The organism is Hydrogenophaga sp. (assembly GCF_011390835.1).
Lineage (GTDB): Bacteria > Pseudomonadota > Gammaproteobacteria > Burkholderiales > Burkholderiaceae_C > Hydrogenophaga.
In genome coordinates, this window is record NZ_JAABRQ010000018.1 from 1 (window position 1) to 24,326 (window position 24,326).

General features: G+C 64.7%; 16 protein-coding genes and 4 tRNA genes. 3 read left to right on the forward strand and 17 right to left on the reverse strand.

The window, feature by feature from the left end; translation table 11 throughout:
* Positions 1-138: 138 nt before the first annotated feature.
* The 17 genes from GPT34_RS11695 to GPT34_RS11775 all read right to left on the reverse strand — a co-directional run bounded on the left by GPT34_RS11695 (position 139) and on the right by GPT34_RS11775 (position 20,250).
* Entirely contained in the window at positions 139-1,458 is a 1,320-nt protein-coding gene (locus GPT34_RS11695) for an MFS transporter (protein ID WP_291012550.1), read from the reverse strand.
* Positions 1,459-1,537: 79 nt separating this feature from the next.
* A complete protein-coding gene (locus GPT34_RS11700; protein WP_291012552.1) occupies positions 1,538-2,170 on the reverse strand; it encodes a DUF6806 family protein in 633 nt (210 codons plus the stop codon).
* Positions 2,171-2,223: 53 nt separating this feature from the next.
* Positions 2,224-2,316, reverse strand: a tRNA-Leu gene (locus GPT34_RS11705).
* A 77-nt stretch (positions 2,317-2,393) separates the two neighbouring features.
* Positions 2,394-2,467 (reverse strand) — tRNA-Cys (locus GPT34_RS11710).
* Positions 2,468-2,553: 86 nt separating this feature from the next.
* Positions 2,554-2,629: transfer RNA gene (locus tag GPT34_RS11715), tRNA-Gly, on the reverse strand.
* Positions 2,630-2,719: 90 nt separating this feature from the next.
* Positions 2,720-5,152 carry an endopeptidase La gene (gene lon, locus GPT34_RS11720; protein ID WP_291012554.1) on the reverse strand — a complete coding sequence of 811 codons (2,433 nt, stop codon included), beginning with the start codon at positions 5,150-5,152 and terminating at the stop codon, positions 2,720-2,722.
* A 103-nt stretch (positions 5,153-5,255) separates the two neighbouring features.
* Positions 5,256-6,521, reverse strand: coding sequence for an ATP-dependent Clp protease ATP-binding subunit ClpX (gene clpX / locus GPT34_RS11725; RefSeq protein WP_291012556.1), 1,266 nt, complete (start codon positions 6,519-6,521; stop codon positions 5,256-5,258).
* Positions 6,522-6,673: 152 nt separating this feature from the next.
* A complete protein-coding gene (gene clpP / locus GPT34_RS11730; RefSeq protein WP_291012558.1) occupies positions 6,674-7,291 on the reverse strand; it encodes an ATP-dependent Clp endopeptidase proteolytic subunit ClpP in 618 nt (205 codons plus the stop codon).
* Positions 7,292-7,481: 190 nt separating this feature from the next.
* Complete coding sequence (gene tig, locus GPT34_RS11735) at positions 7,482-8,792, reverse strand: trigger factor (protein WP_291012560.1); 1,311 nt, start codon at positions 8,790-8,792, stop codon at positions 7,482-7,484.
* 69 nt (positions 8,793-8,861) lie between these two features.
* Positions 8,862-8,948: transfer RNA gene (locus GPT34_RS11740), tRNA-Leu, on the reverse strand.
* Positions 8,949-9,079: 131 nt separating this feature from the next.
* Positions 9,080-9,724: an aspartate/glutamate racemase family protein gene (locus GPT34_RS11745; RefSeq protein ID WP_291012562.1), complete on the reverse strand. Its 645-nt coding sequence runs from the start codon at positions 9,722-9,724 to the stop codon at positions 9,080-9,082.
* A gap of 29 nt (positions 9,725-9,753) precedes the next feature.
* Positions 9,754-12,345 carry a TRAP transporter permease gene (locus tag GPT34_RS11750; protein ID WP_291012564.1) on the reverse strand — a complete coding sequence of 864 codons (2,592 nt, stop codon included), beginning with the start codon at positions 12,343-12,345 and terminating at the stop codon, positions 9,754-9,756.
* Positions 12,346-12,472: 127 nt separating this feature from the next.
* Positions 12,473-13,450, reverse strand: a complete 978-nt coding sequence (locus GPT34_RS11755) for a TAXI family TRAP transporter solute-binding subunit (protein WP_291012567.1) — start codon at positions 13,448-13,450, stop codon at positions 12,473-12,475.
* A 167-nt stretch (positions 13,451-13,617) separates the two neighbouring features.
* Entirely contained in the window at positions 13,618-14,979 is a 1,362-nt protein-coding gene (locus GPT34_RS11760) for an aspartate aminotransferase family protein (RefSeq protein WP_291012570.1), read from the reverse strand.
* Between the two features lie 39 nt (positions 14,980-15,018).
* Positions 15,019-15,900, reverse strand: a complete 882-nt coding sequence (locus GPT34_RS11765) for a MurR/RpiR family transcriptional regulator (protein ID WP_291012572.1) — start codon at positions 15,898-15,900, stop codon at positions 15,019-15,021.
* Positions 15,901-15,980: 80 nt separating this feature from the next.
* Complete coding sequence (locus GPT34_RS11770; RefSeq protein ID WP_291012574.1) at positions 15,981-19,136, reverse strand: efflux RND transporter permease subunit; 3,156 nt, start codon at positions 19,134-19,136, stop codon at positions 15,981-15,983.
* Between the two features lie 7 nt (positions 19,137-19,143).
* Entirely contained in the window at positions 19,144-20,250 is a 1,107-nt protein-coding gene (locus tag GPT34_RS11775) for an efflux RND transporter periplasmic adaptor subunit (RefSeq protein WP_291012577.1), read from the reverse strand.
* Positions 20,251-20,489: 239 nt separating this feature from the next.
* Between GPT34_RS11775 and hpnC the strand changes: the two genes are divergently transcribed.
* From hpnC to GPT34_RS11790, 3 genes are all read left to right on the forward strand, one after another.
* Positions 20,490-21,389: a squalene synthase HpnC gene (hpnC, locus tag GPT34_RS11780; RefSeq protein WP_291012579.1), complete on the forward strand. Its 900-nt coding sequence runs from the start codon at positions 20,490-20,492 to the stop codon at positions 21,387-21,389.
* Positions 21,390-21,499: 110 nt separating this feature from the next.
* Positions 21,500-22,528 (forward strand): magnesium chelatase ATPase subunit I, encoded by a 1,029-nt coding sequence (bchI, locus tag GPT34_RS11785; protein ID WP_291012581.1) that lies wholly within the window; start codon positions 21,500-21,502, stop codon positions 22,526-22,528.
* Positions 22,525-24,324 carry a magnesium chelatase subunit D gene (locus GPT34_RS11790; protein WP_291012584.1) on the forward strand — a complete coding sequence of 600 codons (1,800 nt, stop codon included), beginning with the start codon at positions 22,525-22,527 and terminating at the stop codon, positions 24,322-24,324. Before bchI ends, GPT34_RS11790 begins: the two co-directional genes overlap by 4 nt.
* The last annotated feature ends 2 nt before the right edge of the window (positions 24,325-24,326 follow it).

The window sequence follows — 24,326 nt, forward strand, 5'->3', positions numbered from 1 at the left end:
GGTGTTGAGTCTGGAAACGCCTGCCGTCGGCACCGAGTCAGGCACCTTCACGCTGCTGAGCACAGGCGACCACACGTCCCTGGAGCACGCCGCATCCCGCTGGCTGAGCATGGCGGTGCAGGTTGCTGCAGCCTGAACTCAGCGGGTCCGCGCAGGCGCCGGCGCGTCCGCCAGTGCCGCCGCTCGCCCGCGCGCCATGTTCACCGGCTGCAGCAACACCAGGCCCACCAGGAACAGCACTGCGGTGAACCCGATCGCCAGCCGCTGGTTGCCATCGGTCATCCAGGTGATGGCGCCGTAGCTAAGCGGTCCGATGATGCTCGCTAGCCGCGTGGCAAAGGTCCACAGGCCATAGAACTCGGCCAGCTGCGCAGGCGGGGCAAACAGGCCCGCCATGGCCCGGCCTGACGACTGGCTACTGCCCATACACAGACCGGCGATGGCCGCGGCGTACCAGAAGCCGCCTTTTGTGGTGGTGAGCGCGGCGATGATGCAAGTGGCCATCCAGCCCACCAGCGTGATGCCCAGCGCCAGCTTGTGGCCGAGCCGGTCCTGCCAGTAACCAAAGGCAAAGGCGCCCACGGCCGCGGCGATGTTGAGGACAAAGATCAGCAACATGGTTTCCTGCTGCACGAAGCCGATCACCTGCTCAGCATAGATCGCGGCCAGGGTGATAGCCACCGCGACCCCGCCTTGGTACGCCACGGCGCAGGCCAGCAGCCACATGTAGTCCGTGTACCGCTTGGCGTTGTCGAATGTGCGGCGCAGCTGACGAAGCGAGTCGCGCACGCCACTAGCCCCGACGTTCGGATTCGGCTGGGCGCGTTCGGTCAGAAGTGCCATCGTGACGCTCGCGGCCAGCGCGAAGATCACCGCGGTGATCAGCATGGTGACGGGTACAAACTGGGCTGCCTTCTGTCCCTGCGCCTGGGCCCAGAGCACATAAGCCAGGCTCAGCCCCAGCGCCAGCATGCCGCCGAAATAGCCAAAGCTCCAGCCCCAGCCACTCACCCGCCCCATGGCCGACGGCCGCGCCAGCTCAGGCAGAAAGGCTGCAATCAGCGACTCGCCCCAGGCGAAACACACATTGGACAGAATCACCAGGCCCACCGCCAGCCACACCGCGCCCGGTCCCACCGAAGCGAGACCAGCGGTGGCCAGCACACAGCCGATGGTGCTGAGCATCAGCAAGTGCTTCTTGGCGCCGTGGCGGTCCGCCCACGCGCCCAGAGCCGGCATGGTGAGCATGACCAGGGCATGGGAGACGCTGAGCGCCAGCGTCCAGACAAAAGTGGCCCAGGACGCCCCACCCGCCACCGCACCCACGAAATAGGCGGCAAACACGGCGGTGAGCACCACTGTGGTGTAGCCCGAGTTGGCGAAGTCGTACATCGCCCAACCGAACACCTCGCGCTTGCGCACACCGGGGTTGAGGGCTTCGTTGCTGAACAGGGCCATGCGTGCTCCAGGCCGGCGAACAGCGCCGGCACGCGGGGAGTCTAGCGCGCGTCCCGGTCAGCGCGATGGGGCACAGGACTCAGTGCAGGTGGCGCGGCTTGCGTCCGCCGCCATGACCCGACGAACCGCCATGACCACGCGGGGGTTTGCCCAGGTGCATGGAGCTCACCAACGCGTCAAAGCGCTCGGTGAACAGCTGGTCTACCGCACCGACCACGCCGCTGAGCTCCGAGGCGTCGAAATGTCGCTCCATGATGTGCACCACGTCCTGCACCAGCAGATCGCGCTGCACCTGAAGAATGGCCGCGGGCGTGGGCCCCACGAAACACATCATGAAATCGTCGCGGGCCTCGCCATCCTCTTCCGACTCCGGCGCTTCTTCCTCGTCGTACTCGGTGTCGTAGAAAGACACCTCAAGCGGAGCGCCGGCCGAAGCGATCTCATTGAGACCCATACAGGTCTCTTCCATCACCTGGCGGAAATCCTCGTCGCCAGGCACGGTCCAGCAGATGCTGAGCACATGCGTCTCGGCATCAAAACGAATGCCTGGCTCGTCTTCGTAGGCGCTCTCCGCAGCGGCGGCGAGCGACTTGGCACCCGCGTATTGCCACAGCGGCCTGAGTGCGTCCTGGATCTGGGCAAACACCACGTCATCGCGCAGCGGCACGTCACCATGCAGATGGATTTCGAAGGGCGCGTTGTATCGGGTCATGAAACTCACTGTACCGTTGAAGACGGAAAAAGCCTAGGGCCTGCATGCCTGGCTGGTGCCTCGAACCGGGGTCGAACCGGTACGCCCCCTCACGGGAAAGCGGCGGATTTTAAGTCCGCTGTGTCTACCAATTTCACCATCGAGGCCTGGACACATTGTGGCAGGGTCGGCGCGGCGCCCGCAGACAACAAAATGCCCCGCACTGGGCGGGGCATGGGGAGGCTGGAGGCGCGACCCGGAGTCGAACCGGGCTAGACGGATTTGCAATCCGTTGCATAACCGCTTTGCTATCGCGCCGCAAAACATGGGCGGTGGGGTGCAGCCATCTGCCATCCCACTCACCGACAAAAAAGGGAAGCCAGCGCTTCCCTTTTTTCTTGATCTGGAGCGGGAAACGAGACTCGAACTCGCGACCTCAACCTTGGCAAGGTTGCGCTCTACCAACTGAGCTATTCCCGCATCGCTTCGACGTATTGGTGTGTTCGTCGAAAACCAGAATTATAGCCAGAAAAATTGGCACCTCTGGTTAGGCCCCGAAAAATTCTTGGCTCAGTGCTTCACCGTGTCCGTAGCCGGTGCAGAAGCTGCCACGGAAGCGGCCGCCACCTGCTCAGCGACCTCTTCGTCGGTCAGCGCCACCGGGTTGCGTTCAAGCGCTATCGATAGCACCTTATCAATCCATTTGACCGGCACGATCTCCAGGCCTTGCTTCACGTTGTCCGGAATATCGGCGAGGTCCTTGACGTTTTCCTCGGGGATGATCACGGTTTTGATGCCACCGCGCAAAGCGGCCAGCAGCTTTTCTTTCAGTCCCCCGATGGCGGTGACCTCGCCGCGCAGCGTGATCTCACCCGTCATCGCGACATCGGCGCGCACCGGAATGCCCGTCAGGGCCGACACCAGCGCTGTGGTCATGGCCGCACCTGCACTCGGGCCATCCTTTGGCGTGGCACCGTCAGGCACGTGGATGTGAATGTCGCGCTTGTCGAAGCGCTCGTCCTTGATACCCAGCGCCCGGGCGCGGCTGCGCACCACGGTGCGCGCGGCCTCGACCGACTCCTTCATCACGTCGCCCAACGAACCCGTGCGGGTGATCACGCCTTTGCCCGGCATGATCGCCACCTCGATGGTCAGCAGATCGCCACCCACTTCGGTCCAGGCCAGACCGACCACCTGGCCGACCTGGTTCTGCTGTTCGGCACGACCGTAGGAGTACTTGCGCACACCCAGGAATTCGCTGAGATTGTCCTCATCGACCACCAACGTGGGCGTGTACTTCTTCAGCAGCAGGCCTTTGACCACTTTCCGGCAGATCTTGGAGAGCTCGCGCTCCAGCGAGCGCACGCCAGCCTCGCGGGTGTAGTAGCGCACGATATCGCGCACCGCCGACTCCCTAACCTCCAGCTCACCCTCCTGGATGCCGTTGTTCTTCAACTGCTTGGGCAACAGGTATCGGATCGCGATATTGGTTTTTTCCTCTTCCGTATAACCCGAGAGGCGGATCACCTCCATGCGGTCCAGCAGCGCTGGCGGGATGTTCATCGAGTTCGAAGTGGCGACGAACATCACGTCGGACAGGTCGAAGTCGACCTCGACATAGTGGTCGCCGAAGGTGTGGTTCTGCTCCGGGTCCAACACCTCCAGCAGTGCGCTGGACGGGTCGCCGCGGAAATCGGTGCCCAGCTTGTCGATTTCGTCGAGCAGGAACAGCGGATTGCGGGTGCCGATCTTTGACAGGCTTTGCAGCACCTTGCCTGGCATGGCGCCGATATAGGTGCGGCGGTGACCACGGATCTCGGCTTCATCGCGCATGCCGCCCAGGGCCATGCGCACGTACTTGCGACCGGTGGCCTTGGCGACCGATTGGCCGAGTGAGGTCTTGCCCACGCCGGGTGGACCCACCAGACACAGGATCGGCGCCTTCACCTTGTCCACGCGCTGCTGCACCGCGAGGTACTCAAGGATGCGGTCCTTGACCTTCTCCAGCCCGTAGTGGTCTTCGTTGAGCACGGCCTCGGCGTACGACAGATCGTGCTTGATCTTGGTCTTCTTGCTCCAGGGCAAGGCGACCAGCGCGTCGATGTAGTTGCGCACCACCGTGGCCTCGGCCGACATGGGAGACATCAGCTTGAGCTTCTTGAACTCGGCTTCGGCCTTCTTGCGCGCCTCGGCGGGCATGCGGGCCGCCTTGATCTTTTTCTCGATCTCCTCGATGTCGGCGCCCTCTTCGCCTTCGCCGAGCTCCTTCTGGATCGCCTTGACCTGCTCGTTCAAGTAAAAATCGCGCTGGTTCTTCTCCATCTGGCGCTTGACGCGGCCCCGGATTTTCTTGTCAACGTTCAGGATGTCGACTTCGCGCTCGAGCTGCTCGAACAGGTTTTCCAGCCGCTTGTTGACCGGGTCGAGATCGAGCACGACCTGCTTGGATTCGAGCTTGAGCGGCAGGTGCGCTGCGATGGTGTCGGCCAGCCGGCCTGGATCGTCGATGCTGGAGATCGAGGTGAGTATTTCTGACGGAATCTTCTTGTTGAGTTTGACGTACTGGTCAAACTGCTGCATCACCGCGCGGCGCAGCGCTTCGAGCTCGGTCGACAACATTTCGGTGCGCTCGACCGCCGGATCCACCGGGTTCACACTGGCCACAAAATGGCTTTCACCTTCGGTGATGGACAAGACCTTGGCGCGCTGAACGCCTTCGACCAGCACCTTCACGGTTCCGTCGGGCAGCTTGAGCATCTGCAGGATGGTGGCCACGCAGCCCATCTCGAACATGTCGTCGGTCGACGGCTCGTCCTTTGCAGCGGCCTTTTGCGCCACCAGCATGATGCGGCGCTCCGACTCCATCGCAGCCTCCAAGGCTTTGATGCTCTTGGGGCGGCCGACGAACAGCGGAATGACCATGTGCGGGAACACCACCACATCGCGCAAGGGCAACAGGGGCAGTTCCACGGGGGTACTCGGCAAAGGGGTTTGTCCGGACATTTCTCAACCTCAACAAAATGGACAGATGGGGCAGATGCGGGCGATATCAACCGGACGCATCGTCGTAATCGGCCGCGCGGCGCAGGTGCCGCCCCGGGGTCGTTCAGGCCTGCTTGGCCGCTTCGCGGTAAACGAGCAGAGGCGGCTTGTTCTCATCGATGGTGGACTCGTCCACCACCACCTTCTCCACATTGCTCATACCGGGCAAATCAAACATGGTGTCGATCAGCGCGTTTTCCAGGATCGAGCGCAGTCCACGCGCGCCGGTCTTGCGCGCCAGCGCCTTGCGGGCGATGGCCTTGAGTGCAGCGGGGCGCACTTCCAGCTCAGCGCCCTCCATCGACAACAGGCGGGAAAACTGCTTGACCACCGCATTCTTGGGCGCGGTCAGGATTTCTACCAGTGCGTCTTCGCTCAGCTCCGATAGCGCGGCGATCACTGGCACGCGCCCCACCAGCTCTGGGATGAGACCGAACTTGATCAGATCTTCAGGTTCGATTTCCTTGAAGGCATCTGTCAGGCTGCGCTGCTTCTTGCTTTTGACCACGGCGCCGAACCCCATGCCAGAGGCCTCGGTGCGGTTCTCAATGATCTTCTCCAGCCCAGCAAACGCGCCGCCGCAGATGAACAGGATGTTGGTCGTGTCGACCTGCAGGAAGTCCTGGTTGGGGTGTTTGCGACCGCCCTGGGGCGGCACGCTCGCCATGGTGCCTTCGATCAGCTTGAGCAGCGCTTGCTGCACGCCTTCGCCCGACACGTCGCGGGTGATGGACGGGTTGTCCGACTTGCGGGTGATCTTGTCGATCTCGTCGATGTAGACGATGCCCTGCTGGGCGCGCTCCACATCGTAATTGCAGCTCTGCAGCAGCTTGGCCACGATGTTTTCCACATCTTCGCCCACGTAGCCGGCTTCGGTCAGAGTGGTCGCATCGGCCATCACAAACGGCACGTTAAGCATACGCGCCATGGTCTGCGCCAGCAGGGTCTTGCCCGATCCGGTGGGCCCCAACAGCAAGATGTTGCTCTTGGCCAGCTCCACCTCGTCCTTGCGGGCAGTCTGCTTGTGGCGAAGGCGTTTGTAGTGGTTGTAGACCGCCACCGCCAAGGCCCGCTTGGCGGTGTCCTGGCCGATCACATACTGGTCCAGGTTGGCCTTGAGTTCGGCTGGCGTAGGCACCTCATCGCCCGAGGATTTGACCGACTCCAGCCCGGGCAACTCGTCTCGGATGATGTCATTGCACAGCTCGATGCACTCGTCGCAGATGAACACCGACGGACCGGCAATCAGCTTCTTGACCTCATGCTGGCTCTTGCCACAGAAGGAGCAATAGAGAGCTTTTTCGCCAGAGGCGGCTTTTTTATCGGCCATGAGTTGCGTGGTTCAGTTGTAACGAGTTGATGCCGTGTCGTTGATGATAGTTCAAGCGAGGATGCGCCCATAACCGGGAAAAGCGCTGTATTTGGGCAGATTCAGCGCTGTTTACTGGGTTCGAGCCGGCTTTTTTGCGCAAAACCGCGCCATCAGGCTGCCGAGGGGCGCTTGTCGATCACCTTGTCGATCAGGCCGTAGTCCGCCGACTCGGCGGCTGTCATGTAGTAGTCGCGCTCGGTGTCACGGGCAATGCGCTCCAGCGGCTGCCCGGTGCGCTCAGCCAAGATCTTGTTGAGCTGTTCGCGGGTCTTGAGGATCTCGCGCGCCTGAATCTCGATCTCGGTGGCCTGGCCCCGGCTTCCGCCCGAGGGCTGGTGGATCATGATCTTGGAGTTGGGCAGCGAGAAGCGCTTGCCCTTGGTACCGGCAGCCAGCAGGAAGGCGCCCATGCTGGCGGCGAAGCCCACACAGAGGGTCGACACATCGGGCTTGATGAAATTCATCGTATCAAAAATCGCCATGCCCGCCGTGACCGAGCCGCCGGGCGAGTTGATGTAGAACGAGATGTCTTTGTCGGGGTTCTCACTCTCCAGAAAGAGCAGCTGCGCCACGAGCAAGTTGGCGGAATGGTCGTTGACCTCACCGACCAGGAAGATGACGCGCTCTTTGAGCAGGCGCGAATAAATGTCGTAAGCGCGCTCGCCGCGGCCCGATTGTTCGATCACCATGGGCACCATGCCCAGGCCTTGAATGTCCATAACGCTCATGCGGTTCTCCGTGTGGTGGCGCGGGGTAGTGTGTGCGCCATGCCCTTACTGTAACCAACCTGCCGATACGGATCGGCGCAGACGGACATGACACCACCGGGCATATGGCGGGCATGTCGGCAAAGGCAAGATCCCAGAGACAAAAAAGGGCGGATTGCTCCGCCCTCTTCAGTCCTGCAAGGCAAGACGATCAGGACTGGCCCATCAATTCGTCAAAGTCAATCGACTTCTCGGTGACCTTGGCCTGTGCCAGCACGTACTCGGTGACGTTGTTCTCGATCACGATGGCTTCCACTTCAGCCATGCGGCGGTTGTCGCCGGTGTACCAGCGAACCACATCAGCCGGCTTCTCGTATGACGCCGACAACTCTTCGATGTGTGCCTTGATCTGCTCGGGCTTGGCTTGCAGCGCCTTCTCGCGCACCAGCTCAGCCACCACCAGACCCAGGCGCACGCGGCGCTCGGCCTGAGGGCGGAACAGGTCGTCGGGGATCGGGGCCTTGTCGGCGTCCTTCACGCCGCGCTGCTTCAGGTCGGCGCGGGCACCTTCGACCAGGCGCTCCAGCTCGGCCTGCACCACCGACTTGGGCAGGTCGAGCTCGGCCTTGGCAGCGAGCGCATCCATGGCGGCCTGCTTGTTGCGCGCCTGCAGGCGGAATTTCACCTCACGCTCCAGGTTCTTCTTGATGTCGGCACGTAGGCCTTCCACCGTGCCTTCGGCGATGCCGAGCGATTTGGCCAGCGCACCGTCCACCTCGGGCAGGTGAGCCGCTTCGATCTTGTTGACCGTGACCAGGAAGTCGGCGGTCTTGCCGGCCACATCCTTGCCGTGGTAGTCGGCCGGGAAGGCCAGCGGGAAGGTCTTGGACTCGCCCGACTTCATGCCACGCACCGCGTCTTCGAACTCCTTGAGCATCTGGCCGTCACCCACGATGAACTGGAAAGCTTCGGCCTTGCCGCCTTCAAACGCCTCGCCGTCGATCTTGCCAGCGAAGTCGATGGTGACGCGGTCGCCGTCGACCGCCGCTTGGTCCTGGGCCCGCTGGGCGAAGGTGCGGCGCTGCTTGCGCAGGATGTCCAGGGTGCGGTCGATGGCCGCGTCGCTGACTTCGGTAGACGCTTTTTCGATCTCGGCTGTGCTGAGGTCACCGAGCTTGACCTCCGGGTAGACCTCAAACACCGCATCAAAGGCGATCTGGCCTTCGGGGGCCCCTTCCTTCTCGGTGATCTTGGGCTGACCGGCCACGCGCAGCTTGGCTTCGTTGGCCGCCATGGAAAAAGCCTCACCGACTTTGTCGTTCATCACCTCGTAGTGCACTGAATAGCCGTACTGCTGCGCCACCACGTTCAGAGGCACCTTACCTGGACGAAAACCGTCCATCTTGACCTTGCGTGCCACATCTTTGAGGCGGCGGGTCACTTCGTTCTGGATCACATCGGCGGGCAAGGTCAGCGTGATCTTGCGTTCGAGCTTTTCCAGGGTTTCAACGGTCACGGTCATGGCATTCTCCAGAAGATGGACCGTCGGCCAGCCAGTCCGGCCGACGGGGGATAAATCTGTGCATTGTTGTGGTGCGCGGGGGGGGACTCGAACCCCCACACCATTGCTGGCGTCAGGACCTAAACCTGGTGCGTCTACCAATTTCGCCACCCGCGCGCCTGACATGTCGGGTCGAAGCACGGCACACAAGGTGTTCGTGCGGATTCGACCCGCTTCTCGGCAACCTTCTATTGTAGCCGCTGGCATCTGCTCGCCCGTTCGGAGGGGAGCAGGTAATGCGGGCCAGCTCAGGCCCCCAGAAGGCGGCGCAGCAGGCGCACCGCGCTGTCGGGCGTGGTCAGCACTGGCAGGCCAACCGAATCCAAGACGGCCTGACGGGCCCGCGCCATGCTGAACTGGGCCAGGGCGATCGCGGTGCAGCCCTGCCCCTTCAGCTGCCTGGCCGCGTTCACCACCATCGCGTCGTGTTGAGCCCCATCGCCTGCGTTCAATGCATCCAGGGCGCCGTCGGCCAGCGCTGTGCGCAGATCGATATCGGCGGGAAACTCGGAAGGCATGGATGCCAGAGTAGGTGCAAACGAAGCGATTAGACCGATGCGCCCCTGCGCACCCGCCAGCGCCCTGGCCTCGGCCACCATGGCCTCGTTGGGTTTGAGTACCGGCATGTAAGGGCGCTTGTTCGCTACCGCCTCGATGCAGGCGCCAAAGGCCGAACAGGTGAACAGAATGGCTTGTGCGCCCGTGCCTTCGGCGTAGGCCGCCAGCGCCTCAAAGCGCTGGTGCATGGCTGCGTCCAGCCCCGTGCCGCTGCGCGCAAGGTCGGCCGAAAGGCTGTCATCCAGCAGGTTCATGCGCACGGCCTCTGGCCAATCCCGCTGAAGCGCCTGGTTGATCGGATCTACCGAATGCGCCAGCGCGTGGATCAGCGCCACGCGTAGTGGCGCTGATGGGGCAGCTCCATTCACGCGGGCTTCAGCTTAGGCGCTGGACGGCGAGCCCGCTGCAGCCAGACTACCAAACCCAGCAAAGCGAACGCGGGCAGGAACAACCACTCCTTTGCGGGACGATCGGCTGGCACTTCGATCGAGGTGATGCGGAAGCTCTGCTCGATACCAAGCTTTTCCGCCTGGCTACCGAACTTCACCCCGGCGACCATCAGGGCGTCACCATCAGCCATGACCGTCAGTCCCGAGGTACCCAGTCGCGTCTTGGCATCGGCCAGGTCACCCAGTGGCAGCAACACCCCCTTGCGGATTTCATCTCCATTGAGGTTCAGCCCTTCGATCCAGACCCGCTTGCTGGTGCCGGCGGGCGCCTCGGCGATGGTCTGGAACATCTGCTCGCCCTTGATCTCGTCAAACGGCGGGTGAATCATGTCCATCCAGAAACCGGGGCGGAACAGCGTGAAACACACCAACAGCATGGCCACGGACTCGTACCAGCGGCTGCGCACGATAAAGAAACCCTGCGTTGCCGCGGCGAAGACCAGCATCGCAATCACCGCCGTTCCAACCGTCATGATCAGATGAAAGGGCCCGTCCAGTCCGATCAACAACAACTGGGTGTTGAAAATGAACAAGAAAGGCAGGATGGCCGTGCGCATGCTGTAGAAGAAGGCGGTCACACCGGTCTGGATCGGGTCGTGACGCGCAATGGCGGCGGCCGCAAACGAGGCTAGCCCCACCGGCGGCGTCACGTCAGCCATGAGTCCGAAATAGAACACGAAGAGGTGCACTGCGATCAGCGGCACGATCAGGCCACTTTGAGCGCCCAGCTCCACCACCACCGGCGCCATGAGGGTGGAAACTACGATGTAGTTGGCCGTGGTCGGCAGTCCCATGCCCAGGATCAGGCTGATGACCGCCACCAGCACCAGCATCAGCATGAGGTTGCCGCCGGAGAGGATCTCCACGATCTCGGTCATCACCAAGCCGACGCCGGTGAGCGAGACCGTGCCGACGATGATGCCTGCCGCCGCCGTGGCCACCCCGATGCCGATCATGTTGCGGGCGCCGGTCTCCAGGCCCGAGATCAGATCGGCCAGACCGGCCTTGAGGTCGGCCGAGATGTTGTGCGCGCCGCGCATCACGCCGATGATGGGTTTCTGCGTCAGGATGATGAAGACCATGAACATGGTGGCCCAGAACGCCGAGAGTGCGGGCGACAGCTGCTCCACCATCAGGCACCAAACCAGCACCACCACGGCCAGCAGGTAGTGCAGGCCAGAACGCACGGTGGGTCCGGTCTCGGGCAGTTCAAAAACGGGGGCGTTGGGGTCATCGAGTTGCAGATCGGGCTGGCGCGAGCCCACCCACAGCAGGCCAAGGTACGCGGACAACAGCAGCACGCCAATGGCTGGAATTGCCGCAGCGCCGAGCGACGACTTGATGAAGCTGATCGTGTAGTAGGTGATGCCGGCGAGCACGATGAAGCCCGTGACCGTGGTCACGAACGAGATCAGCCGCTGCATGCCGGTGGACTGCACGCGCCGCGGCAGGCCCTGCATGTCGGCCTTGAGGGCTTCAAGGTGCACGATGTAGAACAGCGCGATATAGGAAATGATCGCGGGCAGGAAGGCGTGCTTCATGACCTCGATGTAGGGGATGCCGACGTACTCGACCATCAGAAAGGCCGCAGCCCCCATCACAGGCGGCATGATCTGGCCGTTGACGGACGAAGAGACCTCGACCGCGCCAGCCTGGTCACCGCGGTAACCCACGCGCTTCATGAGCGGGATGGTGAAGGTGCCGGTGGTGACCACGTTGGCGATCGACGAGCCTGAGATAATGCCGGTGGCGGCCGAGGCCACCACGGCCGCCTTGGCCGGACCGCCTCGCATGTGGCCCAGCAGCGCAAACGCCGACTTGATGAAGTAGTTGCCCGCGCCCGCCTTGTCGAGCAGCGAGCCGAACAGCACGAAGAGGAAAATGAAGCCGCTGGACACCCCCAGCGCCACGCCAAACACGCCCTCGGTGGTCAGCCACTGGTGCGTCATGGCGCGGTCCAGCGAGGCACCGCGGTGCGCCACCAGCTCGGGCATGTAGGGGCCGGCAAAGGTGTATATCAAGAACACCACGGCCACGATGACCATGGGCAGACCCAGCACCCGGCGCGTGGCCTCCAGCAGCAGCAGGATGCCGACAGCAGCGGTCCACACGTCCATCGGTGTGGGCTGGCCGGGCCGGGTGGCCAGCTCGCGGTAAAAGATGAACAGGTAGGCCGCGCAATAGGCGCCCACCAGCGCCAGCACCCAGTCGGTGATGGGCACCCGATCGCGCGGTGAACGCTTGCTGGCCGGGTAGGCCATGTAGCCGAGGAACACCGCGAACGCGAGGTGGATCGCGCGACTCTCGGTGTCGTTGAGCACGAAGATGCCCAGGCTGAACGGCAGCGGCGAGGCTATCCAGAGCTGGAACAGCGACCAGGCCACGGCCACCGCCAGCAGCAGCTTGGCCACTACCGGGCCCGGCTGTCGCCCGCCCGAGTCGTTGTCGGCCACCAGCTGGTTGACGTCGATTTCGGCCGGCGAGGGATTTTTGTTGTCTGTGCTCATGAGGGCAACTCCATCTTTCCGCGGACGCGTTCGGCCCGCCTGACAAGCGAAATTCAAAAGCCTGAATCAAAAAACCCCATGGGCGGGCTGGCCGCGCATGGGGTGCTCGATCAGGCGGGGGACCGATTTACTTGATCCAGCCCTTTTCCTTGTAGTACTTGGCCGCGCCGTTGTGCAGGGGTGCCGACAGACCGTCCTTCACCATGTTCTCTGGGTTCAGGTTGGCAAACGCCGGGTGCAGCTTCTTGAAATCGTCGAAGTTCTCGAACACCGCCTTCACCAGGGTGTAGACCATGTCGTCCGAGGCCTTGGCCGAGGTGACAAACGTGGCCAGCACACCGTAGGTCGGCGTCGGGGCATCGTTGCCTTTGTACAGGCCGCCCGGGATGTTGGCCTTGGCGTAGTACGAATTGGCTGCCACGAGCTTGTCCACGCCCGGGCCGGTGATGCTCACCAGCTTGGCGCCACAGGTGGTGACCGGGTCCTGAATGTTCGCGCTGGGGTGGCCCACGCCGTAGAAGAAGGCGTCGATCTTGTTGTCGCACAGGGCTGCGCCGTGTTCATCAGCCTTGAGCTCGGCAGCCAAACCGAAGTCGGACAGCTTCATGCCCTGAGCGGCCAGCAACTCGTCCATGGACGCACGGGTGCCCGAACCTGGATTGCCCACGTTGACGCGCTTGCCTTTGAGGTCGGTGAAGGTCTTGATGTTGGCATCGGCGCGCGCCAACACCGTGAAAGGCTCTGGGTGGATGGAAAACACCGAACGCAGATCGGGGAAGGGGCCGCTGCTTTCAAAGGCTTTGGTGCCCTTGTAGCCGTGGTAATTCCAGTCGGACTGAGCGACGCCAAAGTCCAGGTCACCGCCCTTGATCGTGTTGATGTTGGCCACCGAGCCACCGGTGGATTCCACCGTGCAACGGAAGCCGTGCTTGGCGCGGTCCTTGTTCACGAGACGGCAGATCGAGCCGCCCGCAGCGTAGTAAACACCCGTAACGCCACCGGTGCCGATGGTCATGAACTTTTGCTGCGCCTGGACGCTGGTGACGGGCGCCAGCATGGCGGTGGCCGCAGCGATGGCGGTGATGCAAGCAGACAACTTCTTCATGGAATCTCCTGGTTGGGTCCTGCTTTTCAGGACTGTCGATACAAGCCTTGTGGGCCAAATAGGTACTTTTTTATCCTACTGGAAATCGGCAGGCCGATTGATTCGGGGTCCTACGTAGTTACCCGAGCCTGACTTCGGTCACCGAATTCCGATTTCGTGATTTGAGATCAGCTGCTCAGCGCCACGCCGATCGCACGACCCAAGCGCGTCACGATCTGGCTCAGCTCGTCTTCGCTGCTGATGAAGGGTGGCGCCAGCAGCACGTGGTCGCCGCATCGGCCGTCCACCGTGCCGCCCATGGGATAGACCATCACGCCCTCGGCCATGGCCGCACGCTTGATCTTGACGTGGAGCTTGCGAGCGGGATCGAACCATTGTTTGCTCGCACGGTCGGCCACCAGCTCGATGCCCCAGAAAAGGCCACGTCCGCGGATGTCGCCCACATGGGGGTGCTCGCCGAAGGCATGCGCCAACGCCGCCTGAAGGTAACGACCGCGCGACTTCACCTGCGCCAGCAGATCGTCGCGCACCATCACGCGCTGAACCGCCAGCGCCGCCGCGCAAGCCACCGCGTGGCCCAGGTAGGTGTGGCCATGCTGAAACAGGCCGCTACCCTGGCGGAATGCGTCGACCAATTTTTCCTGCGCCAGCACCGCACCGATGGGCTGGTAGCCGCCGCCCAGCCCCTTGGCGATGGCCAGCAGGTCGGGCACAACGCCCTCAGCTTCGCAAGCGTGCAGCGTGCCGCAGCGGCCCATGCCGCACATTACCTCATCAAGAATCAGCAGAATGCCGTGACGGTCACACAGTTCGCGCACGCCTTTGAAATAGCCGGGAACGGGGGTAAGAACACCAGCGGTGGCGCCGCCAATGGTCTCGGCCACAAACGCCATCACGTTCTCGCCACCCAGTTGCTCAATGGTCTGCGAAAGCTCGACCACCAGGCGCTGCCCGTATTGCTCTGCGGTTTCGTCATCGCGCCGGTGGCGGTATTCGTAGCACGGCGAGACGTGGGTCACATCGATAAGCAGCGGTTTGAACTGTTCGCGGCGCCAGGCGTTGCCACCCACCGCCAACGCGCCCAGCGTGTTGCCGTGGTAGCTCTGGTGACGGGCGATAAAGTGGCGGCGCTGCGGCTGGCCGATCTCCACGAAGTACTGCCTCGCCATCTTGAGCGCGGCTTCCATCGCTTCGGAGCCGCCGCTCACGAAGTACACATGGCTCATGCCAGCCGGAGCGGTGCTGATCAGCACGTCGGCCAGCTCCTCGGCCACCTCGGTGGTGAAGAAGCTGGTGTGGGCGTAGGCCAGGCGGTCGATCTGCGCGTGCATGGCGGCGATCACGTCGGGGTGGCCGTGGCCCAGGCAGGACACGGCCGCGCCACCAGACGCATCCAGGTAGGTTTTGCCAGTGGCATCGGTGAGCGTGATGCCCTGCCCGCTCACGGCCACTGGCAAGTCGTGGTGCAGTTGGCGGTGGAACACATGGGTGGCGTCTTGCGGCATGGCAATGGGGGGGCGGGCGTTCATGGGAGGTCCTCGCTGAAAGTCATTCGAAAAACGGAAATGTCAGGCGGCTGCAGGGCGCTGGCGGTTGGGCTTGTCCCAGTAAACACGGTCGTTTTGTAACCGCTGCTGGCGCTCGGTTAAGCGCTGGACCACGACTGGACCACCCTGCTCGCCCACGGCGGCCATCAGCGTTTCGGCGAGGGCCTGGGCACCTGTCATGGAGTGAAAAAAAGAGGGCGAAGCCGCGTCAAACAGCAGCACGATCGACGCCGCACGGGCCAGTGGCGAGAGCGCACTGTCGGTCAAAGCCAGCACCGGTACACCACGAGCCTGCGCCTGTTGGGCGCACTGCACCGTCTGCACGCTGTAGGGGGCCTGGCTGATCGCCACCAGCAGGTCGGCATTCGTCAGCTCGGCGAGCTGGTCATTGCCGGCCCCGGCCGGGTCGGCCACCAGCAGGGTGCCGGCGCGCAGCCAGTCGCATGTATAGCGCAGGTGGTGGGCAATGCCGAAGCTGGCGCGTTGCCCCAGAAAGGCAACCTGGCGCGCCGCCAGGATGGCGCCGGCCGCAGTCCGCACCTGATCGAGGGCATTGCGCGCCACCACCGAGGCGACGTTGAGGGACTGGGCCTGCGCCAACGCGCTAATCGGCGCGCCGTCAGGGTCCTCTGCCGATGGGTCGTTGGCACTGGCTTGGGCCGCCGAGCGTGCCAGCGCAGCCATGGCCGGACGACGCATTGCGTCAAAGCCTTCCAGGCCCAGGGCCTGTGCCAGGCGAGTCATGGTGGCCGGGGCAACACCAGCCGAGCGGGCCGACTGACGCATGGACTGCAGACCCAGCTCGGCTGGATGCTCGCGCACCCAGCGAGCGGCGCGCTGCAGCTCAGGGCTCAGCGTGGCGAAGCGGGCATCCAGCAGTTGGGCGAGGTGGCGGTAGGGCAAGGGGCAGAAAATGAAACAAATGAACCACTTTAATTCTAGTGAGACATCTGAATCATGTCCAGTGCGGCCCACGCCCTGGATCAGCTGGGTGCCGGCTCCCGCTGCACCCGGAACCAGGCTGCGTACATCGCCGGCAGCGCCAGCAAGGTGAGCACGGTGGCGACGATCAGACCGCCCATGATGGCCACCGCCATCGGGCCCCAGAACACACTGCGCGACAGCGGAATCATGGCAAGCACCGCCGCCGCAGCGGTCAGCACGATAGGCCGCATACGTCGCACGGCCGACTCCACAATCGCGTCCCACGCCGGCACACCTCGCCGCCGGTCCTGCTCGATCTGGTCGATCAGGATCACGGAATTGCGCTGGATCATGCCCATGAGGGCGATCACACCCAGCAGCGCGACGAAACCAAACGGCCGGTTGAGCAAGAGCAGCGCGCCGGCCACCCCTGCCAAGCCCAGAGGTCCGGTCAGGAACACGAGCAAGGACCGGCTGAAGCTCTGTAACTGGATCATCAGCAGCGTGAAGGTGATGAACAGCATCAGCGGCACACCGGCGGCGATCGACGACGAACCTTTGCTGCTCTCCTCCACCGCGCCGGCCACCTCGACCCGGTAAGCCGAGAGACCTCGCTCGGCCCAGCGGCCGCTGATGGTATTCATGGCGGGCAATAGCTCGGCGGTGACGGTGGCGCCCTGCAGTCCTTCGACCACATCGCTCTGCACCGTGATCGCGTAGTTACGGTTTTCGCGCCAGATCACGCCGGGCTCCCAGCCGAACACCGGGCGAGCGATCTGCGCCAGCGGAATGCTCTGACCGCTGGCCGTGGGAAGGTAAGCGTTGCGCAGGCTGCTGATGGCGTCGCGCTCGGACAGTGGCTGGCGCAGCACGATATCGATCAGCCTGTCGCCGTCGCGGTACTGCCCGACCGTGCTGCCCACCAGGATGGTGCGGGAGGCCTGAGCGATGGACTGGCTGGACACCCCGAGCGCCCGCGCCTTGGCCTGGTCCACCTCCAGGCGCAGCACCTTGACCGACTCGTTCCAGTTGTCGTTCACGCCGCGGGTGTTGGCACTCTCGCGCATCGCCACCTTGACCTCGTCGGCCAGCCCGCGAAGTACCGCCGGGTCGTCTCCCACCACGCGGAACTGCACCGGGTACGGCACCGGTGGCCCGTTGGGCAGCAGCTTGACGCGGCCACGCACCTCGGGGAACTCGGTCGCCAGCAAAGCCGGCAGTCGTTTGCGCAGCGACTCGCGTGTCTTGAGGTCTTGCGGCAAGACAATGAATTGCGACACGTTGGTCTGCGGAAAGATCTGGTCCAGCGGCAGGTAGAACCGCGGCACCCCCGAGCCGACCCAGGTACTCACGCTGGTCACCCCGTCTTCTTTGGCCAACCGAGCCTCCACCTGCCGGCTGATGGCATTCGTGGCCGCAAAGCTGGCGCCTTCGGGCAGCCAGATATCGACCAGGATTTCAGGGCGGCTGGAGTCGGGGAAAAACTGCTGCTGCACCTTGCCCATGCCGACAATGCCGAGCACGAACGTGCCAATGGTCAGGCCAATGGTGATCCAGCGGTGCAGCACGCACCAGTTCACCAGGGCACGAAAACGCACGTAAAACGGCCCGTCGAACACCTCGTGCGCCTGCCCCACGTGCGGCTTGACCTTGAGCAGCTTCACGCCCAGGTAAGGCACAAACATCACCGCCACGATCCACGACAGCACCAGTGCGATCACGGTCACCGCAAAAATAGCGAAGGTGTACTCGCCGACGGTCGAATTGGCCAGGCCGATCGGCAGGAAGCCCGCGGCGGTGATCAGTGTGCCGGTGAGCATGGGCATGGCGGTGGCGTCCCAGGTGAAGGTGGCCGCACGCATCATGGTGTAGCCCTCTTCGAGCTTGCGCACCATCATTTCCACCGCGATGATGGCGTCATCAACCAGCAGTCCGAGCGCGATGATGAGCGAGCCGAGCGATATCTTGTGCAGGCCGATGCCCCAGTACTGCATGGCCAGAAAGGTCATGGCCAGCACCAGCGGAATGGTGACGAACACCACCAGCCCAGGCCGCATGTCGAGCACATAGCGCTTGAAACCACGACCGCCTTCGCGTCGGTGCAGGCCCAGCGCCAGAAAGCTCACCGCCAGCACGATTACCACCGCTTCGATCAGCACCTTGACGAACTCGTTGACCGACTTCGTCACCGCGCTGGGCTGGTCCTGCACCTGCACCAGCTGCATGCCCGCCGGCAGGTCGCGCTCGATACTCGCCACCGCCACCTTGAGCGCCTTGCCCAGCGCGATGATGTCACCGCCCTTGGCCATGGAAATGCCCAGGGCGATGCTGTCCAGCCCGTTGTGGCGCACCTGCACCTGCGGCGGATCGGCATAGCCCAGGCCAATCTCGGCGATGTCGCCCAGGCGGATCTGGCGGCCGTTGGCGGCGCGGATCGGCATCGCGCGCAATTGTTCGACATCGTTGAAGGCGCCGGCCACCCGCACCTGCACCGCGTCCAGCGGCGTTTGCACCGTGCCGGCCGACTCAATCGCGTTCTGCTGGCCAAGCGAGGTCAGCACCTGCTGGATGTCGAGCCCCAGCACCGCCAGGCGCTTCTGCGATATCTCGATGTACAGCTTCTGGTCCTGCGCGCCGAACAAGTCAACCTTGTTCACATCCTTCACGCGCAGCAGCTGCTGTCGCACGTCATCGGCGACCTGCTTCTTGTCGGCAGGCGAAAAACCCTCGCCCTGCAGCGCATAGATGACGCCAAACACATCGCCGAATTCATCGTTGAAAAACGGCCCGACCACCCCTTGCGGCAGCGTGCCACGAATGTCGCCCACCTTCTTGCGCGCGGTGTACCAAATCTGCGGCACCTCGCCCGGTGGTGACGAATCCTTGAGCTGAAAAATGATCAGCGACTCGCCGGGCTTGGAGTAGCTTCGGATCTTGTCGGCGTAAGGCACTTCCTGCAGCGTCTTTTCGATGCGGTCGGTGACCTGCTCGGCCATCTGTTGCGCGGTGGCGCCCGGCCAGAAAACGCGCACCACCATAGCGCGAAAGGTGAATGGCGGATCTTCATCCTGACCGAGCTGGAAATAGGCAGCCACGCCCAGCAGCATGAGCACGATCATGAGGTAGCGGGTAAAGGCCTGGTGATTCAGCGCCCACTGGGACAGATTGAAGCGCGACACCCAGGACGACGCTTCTTCGGGGGAATGTGGGTTCATGCTGCCCTCACTGCGAGGGGGTGGCAAAGCGCACCACCTTCTGCCCAGGAGACAGCACATGCACGCCCGTGGCCACCACCTCTTCACCCGGCTTGAGCCCATCAGCGATCACCGCCTGGTTGCCGTCGGCGCCCGCCACCACCACCGGGCGCGTCTGCACCGTGCCGCTGGCCGCGTCGAACACCCAGACCGCACTGGCTGAAGAACCTTTCGTCGTGTCGTTCATGAGCGCGCTGGTCGGCAACTTGATCGCCTGGGCCACGGCCCCTGCTGGCGCCGGCAGCGTCACGTAGGCCGTCGCGCCCAAGGACACGGGTGCGTCATCAGGCAAAGCCAGGCGCACCTGGTAGGTGCGGGTCTGCGGGTCGGCAGCCGCCGCCACCTCTCGCACCACACCGCTAAGGACGGCTGCGGACGCACCACCCGTGGTCGACCACAAACGCACTTGCGCGGTCAAGCCCGTTCGCACCTGCGCCAGCCGGTCTTCGGGCACGGCAAACACGACGTCGCGCGCGCCATCTCGGGCGATGCGCGCCACCGGCGTGCCTGCACTGACCACCTGGCCCACCTCGGCCTCGACCGCCAGCACCACGCCTGGACCGTCGGCCAGCAGCCGGGTGTAGCCCGCCTGATTACCCTGCACCGATCCCTGCGCCATGGCCTGTTTCAGACCTGCTTCGGCCGCCTGCAGCGTGGCCTGGCGTCGTTCGATCTCGGCGCCGCTGACGAACCCCTGCGCCTGCAGATCGGTGAAGCGCTTGAGATCGGCCGCCGCCAGATCGCGCTGCGTGAGCGCAGCAGCCACCTGAGCCTGGGCCGCCTGGCTGGCGAGGTTGAGATCGTTGGCGTCCAGCTGAGCCAGTAGCTGGCCGGTCTTCACGCGCTGGCCGACCTCGGCCGGGCGCTGGAGCAGCTTGCCGCCGACCCGAAAGCCCAGCCGCGATTCCACCCGCGCCCGCACCTCACCCGCGTATTCTGTGGACAGGTTGAGGCCATCGGCCTGCACAGTGAGCAACTTCACCGAGCGGATGGGCTCCATCGGCGGCTCAGGCTTGCTACAAGCACCCAGTGCCAGGGCAACCGAGAAGGCGAAGACAATGGGCAAAGTTCTCATGGGCATCGAAAGTCTGGGAGAAGCCGGCGAGGCAGCGAGCGCGGCGAGATTGAAGCCAACAAAGCGACCAGGAAATTAATGACTGACCGGTTAGTAAGCAAAATTGTAGTGCAATCGCCAAACCCCATCGGGGCTGCGTGGGGCGTACTGTCGCACGGCCACGTCCGCGAGCAGGGGTCGACGCTGGCAAGGCTGACAGACGCATCACAGCGGAGGGCCGCGGACGCGCGGAGCCGGCCATGAGCACCACCAACCCAGGTGCCGCTGCGCGCGCACCCTCCCCGATCGCTGGTGTCGAGCACTACGAAAACTTTCCAGTCGCGTCTTGGCTGTGCCCGCCCGAGCTGCGCCCGGCGGTTCAAGCCGTCTATCACTTTGCCCGCACCGCCGATGACCTGGCCGACGAGGGTGAGGCCTCTGCCGAACAGCGCCTGGCCGAACTGGACGGCTACCGCCACGAGCTGGACCGCTGCCTGGCGGGAGAGGCGCCGGTCGACGCCCGCTGGCCGGGCATCTTCAAGCCGTTGCGCGCCGCGGTGGCGCAGCATCAGCTGCCTGGCCCGCTGCTGTATGACCTCATCAGCGCTTTTGAGCAAGATGTGCGCCACACCGCCAGCGGCCACCGCTATGCCAACACCCCCGAGCTGCTCGACTACGCACGCCGCTCGGCTAACCCGGTGGGTCGCCTGCTGCTGCACCTGTATGGCGTGCGCGATGCAGCGTCCTTGAAACAGAGCGACCAGATCTGCAGCGCCTTGCAACTGATCAACTTCTGGCAAGACATCCGGGTCGACCATGCGCGTGGACGTCACTACCTGCCGATCGATGCGCTGGGCCGCCACGGAGTGCAGTTGGCCGACTTCGCGGCCGACGCCCGGCCCGAACCAGCGACCCAGGTGCGCATGGCGCGTGCCGTGGCCGCGCTGTGTCTGCAGGCGCATGGCCTGATGCTGGAAGGCGCGCCGCTGGCGCGCCGCGTGCAGGGCCGGGCCGGCTGGGAGTTGCGCCTGGTGATCCAGGGTGGACTGCGCATCCTGGACAAGCTGGCCGCCGGCGGCTACCGCAGCTGGCAGGTTCGACCGCGCCTGCGGGTCTGGGATGTGCCGGTGCTGCTGTGGCGCGCGGTGTGGATGCGCTGAACACCGGCACCGCAGAGGAAATCTGTATTAGAACTTGGACACTCAGTACCGTAACCAATCCGGCTTTCGCGCCGCCTGTGCCATACTGAATTCCCAACCTTTACTACCTTATGGCACAGGCATTCCCCTTTTCGGCCATCGTCGGCCAGGAAGAAATGAAGACGGCGATCCTGATCGCTGCGATCGACCCCAGCATCGGCGGCATCCTGGTGCTGGGCGACCGAGGCACCGGCAAATCGACCGCGGTGCGCGCACTTGCCGCGCTGTTGCCCAAGATGAAAGCAGTGCAAGGCTGCCGCTACGGCTGCGACCCGACCGAGGCCGCTGGTGGCTGCACCGAATGTGCCACCCTGCGGCCTGCGGGCAGCTCGCCCAAGACCCACCTCATTCCGGTGCCCGTGGTCGATCTGCCACTGGGCGCAACCGAAGACCGCGTGGTCGGCGCGCTCGATCTGGAGCGCGCCCTGTCGCAAGGTGTGAAGGCGTTTGAGCCCGGCCTGCTGGCCCAGGCGCATCGCGGTTTTCTCTACATCGACGAAGTCAACTTGCTGGAGGACCACCTGGTCGACCTGCTGATCGACGTGGCCGCCTCGGGCGAAAACGTGGTCGAGCGCGAAGGCCTGTCGGTGCGGCACCCGGCGCGCTTTGTGCTGGTAGGCAGCGGCAATCCGGAAGAAGGCGAGCTGCGGCCACAGTTGCTGGACCGGTTTGGCCTGTCGGTCGAGGTGAAAACGCCCGACCAGCTGGTCGATCGGGTGGAAGTCGTCAAGCGGCGCGACGCCTTTGAACAGGACCGCAGTGCCTTCATCGCGCAGTGGCAGCCCGACGACGAACGCATCCGCAAACAGATCGTCGCGGCCCGCAAGCGCCTGCCGGCGGTGAGCGTGAGCGACGCCGTGCGCGAGCGCATTTCCAGCCTCTGCGCCGCACTAGGCACCGACGGCTTGCGCGGTGACCTTACCCTCTTGCGCGCGGCCCGAGCGCTGGCCGCGCTGGACGGCGACAAGGCGGTGGCGGACCATCACATCCGCCGCATCGCCGCGCCCGCCCTGCGCCACCGACTGCGCCGCAATCCGCTGGACAACGCCGGCTCGTCCACCCGCGTGGAGCGGGCGGTGGCCGAACTGCTGCCGGCATGAACATCAGCCAGCGTCCCGCGCTGGCACCCGACGCGGTGCTCGCCGCGGCGCTGCTCGCGGTGGACCCGGTGGGTCTGGGCGGCGTGGCGCTTCGGGCGCCTGCCAGCGAGCTGCGCGGCGACTGGCTGGCCTTGGCCAAATCCCTGTTGCCGGCCTCGGCACCCTGGCTGCGTGTGCCGCACCACGCCAGCGACAGCGCCTTGCTGGGCGGTCTCGATCTGGCCGCCACCTTGAGCGCGGGTCGGCCGGTGGCCCTGCCAGGGCTGCTGGCGCGGGCCGATGGTGGTGTGCTGCTGCTGGCCATGGCCGAGCGCTGTGGCCCCGGCGTGGCTGCCTACCTGAGCGCGGCGCTCGACCAACACGAGGTGCATCTGCAACGCGATGGCCTGTCGCATGCCGCGCCGGCTCGGCTCGCGCTGATCGCACTGGACGAAGGACAGGCCGACGACGAACACCTGCCTGCCACCTTGCTGGACCGGCTTGCATTCTGGCTGTCGCTCGAGCCAGCGGGCGCGGAGCAGGATGCGCCGGTGTTCGACCTCGCCGACATCACCGCCGCCCGCGCCGCCTGGCCCAGCGTCGCTGTGCCCGACGCGCTGGTGCAGGCCTTGTGCGCCGCCGCCATGGCCTGGGGCGTGCCATCGATGCGCGCGCCGGTGATGGCGGTGCGCGCGACCCGTGCCCTGGCGGCGCTGGCGGGCCTGAGCGAAGCCGACGAAGACCACGCCACCCTGGCCGCGCGCCTGGTGCTGGCACCACGGGCCACCCAGTTGCCGTCTTCAGAGGAAGCACCCGAGCAAGCTGAGGAGCCACCGGAGGCTGAAAGCCCACCCGACCAGGATCCACCGACCGACGATCCGCCCGCGGCTGAAGACGACGCCCAAAGGCCACCAGCGCCAGATCCCCAGGCACTGGAGGACAAGCTCATCGAAGCCATGCAGGCCGCGCTGCCGCCCGGCCTGCTCGCCGCGCTGCAGCTGGGCCAGCAGCGCCAGGCCCAAGCCAAAACCGCCGGCACCGCAGGTGCTCAGCAAAAGCACGCGCACCGCGGTCGCCCGGTGGGTACGCGGCGCGGCGAACCGCGCCACGGGGCCCGGCTGCATGTGCTCGACACGCTGCGCGCCGCAGCGCCATGGCAGCGCTTGCGGCGCCGGGCAGACACGCCTGCTAAGCGCATTGAGGTGCGGCGCGAGGACTTTCATGTGCGGCGGTTCCGGCAGCACCGCCCGACCACCACCGTGTTCGTGGTCGATGCCTCGGGCTCGGCTGCGTTGCACCGGCTGGCCGAGGCCAAGGGCGCGGTGGAGCTCTTGCTGGCCGAGTGTTATGTGCGGCGCGACCGGGTCGCGGTGCTGGCGTTTCGCGGCGCGGGCGTGGAACTGCTGCTGCCGCCCACACGCTCGCTGGCACGCGCCAAACGCTCTCTGGCCGCCCTGCCCGGCGGCGGCGGCACACCGCTGGCGGCTGGCATCCACGCCGCGCGCGAACTGGCCACGCAGCTGGCGCGGCAAGGCGACTCGCCGCTGGTCGTGTTCCTCACCGACGGCCGCGCCAACATCGCCGCCGACGGCACGCCCGGTCGCACCCAGGCCGCCGCCGATGCGCTGCAGGCCGCCGCCGAGTTCAGGACGCAGGCTCTCAGCGCCCTGCTGATCGACACCTCACCACAACCCAGCGAAGCCGCGCGCCTGCTGTCGGTCGAGATGGCCGCGTCTTACATACCCCTGCCACACGCCGGCGCCCAGGGTCTGAGCCAGGTGGTGTCGCTGGCCGCCTCGCCAGCGGCGGTGCGGTGAGC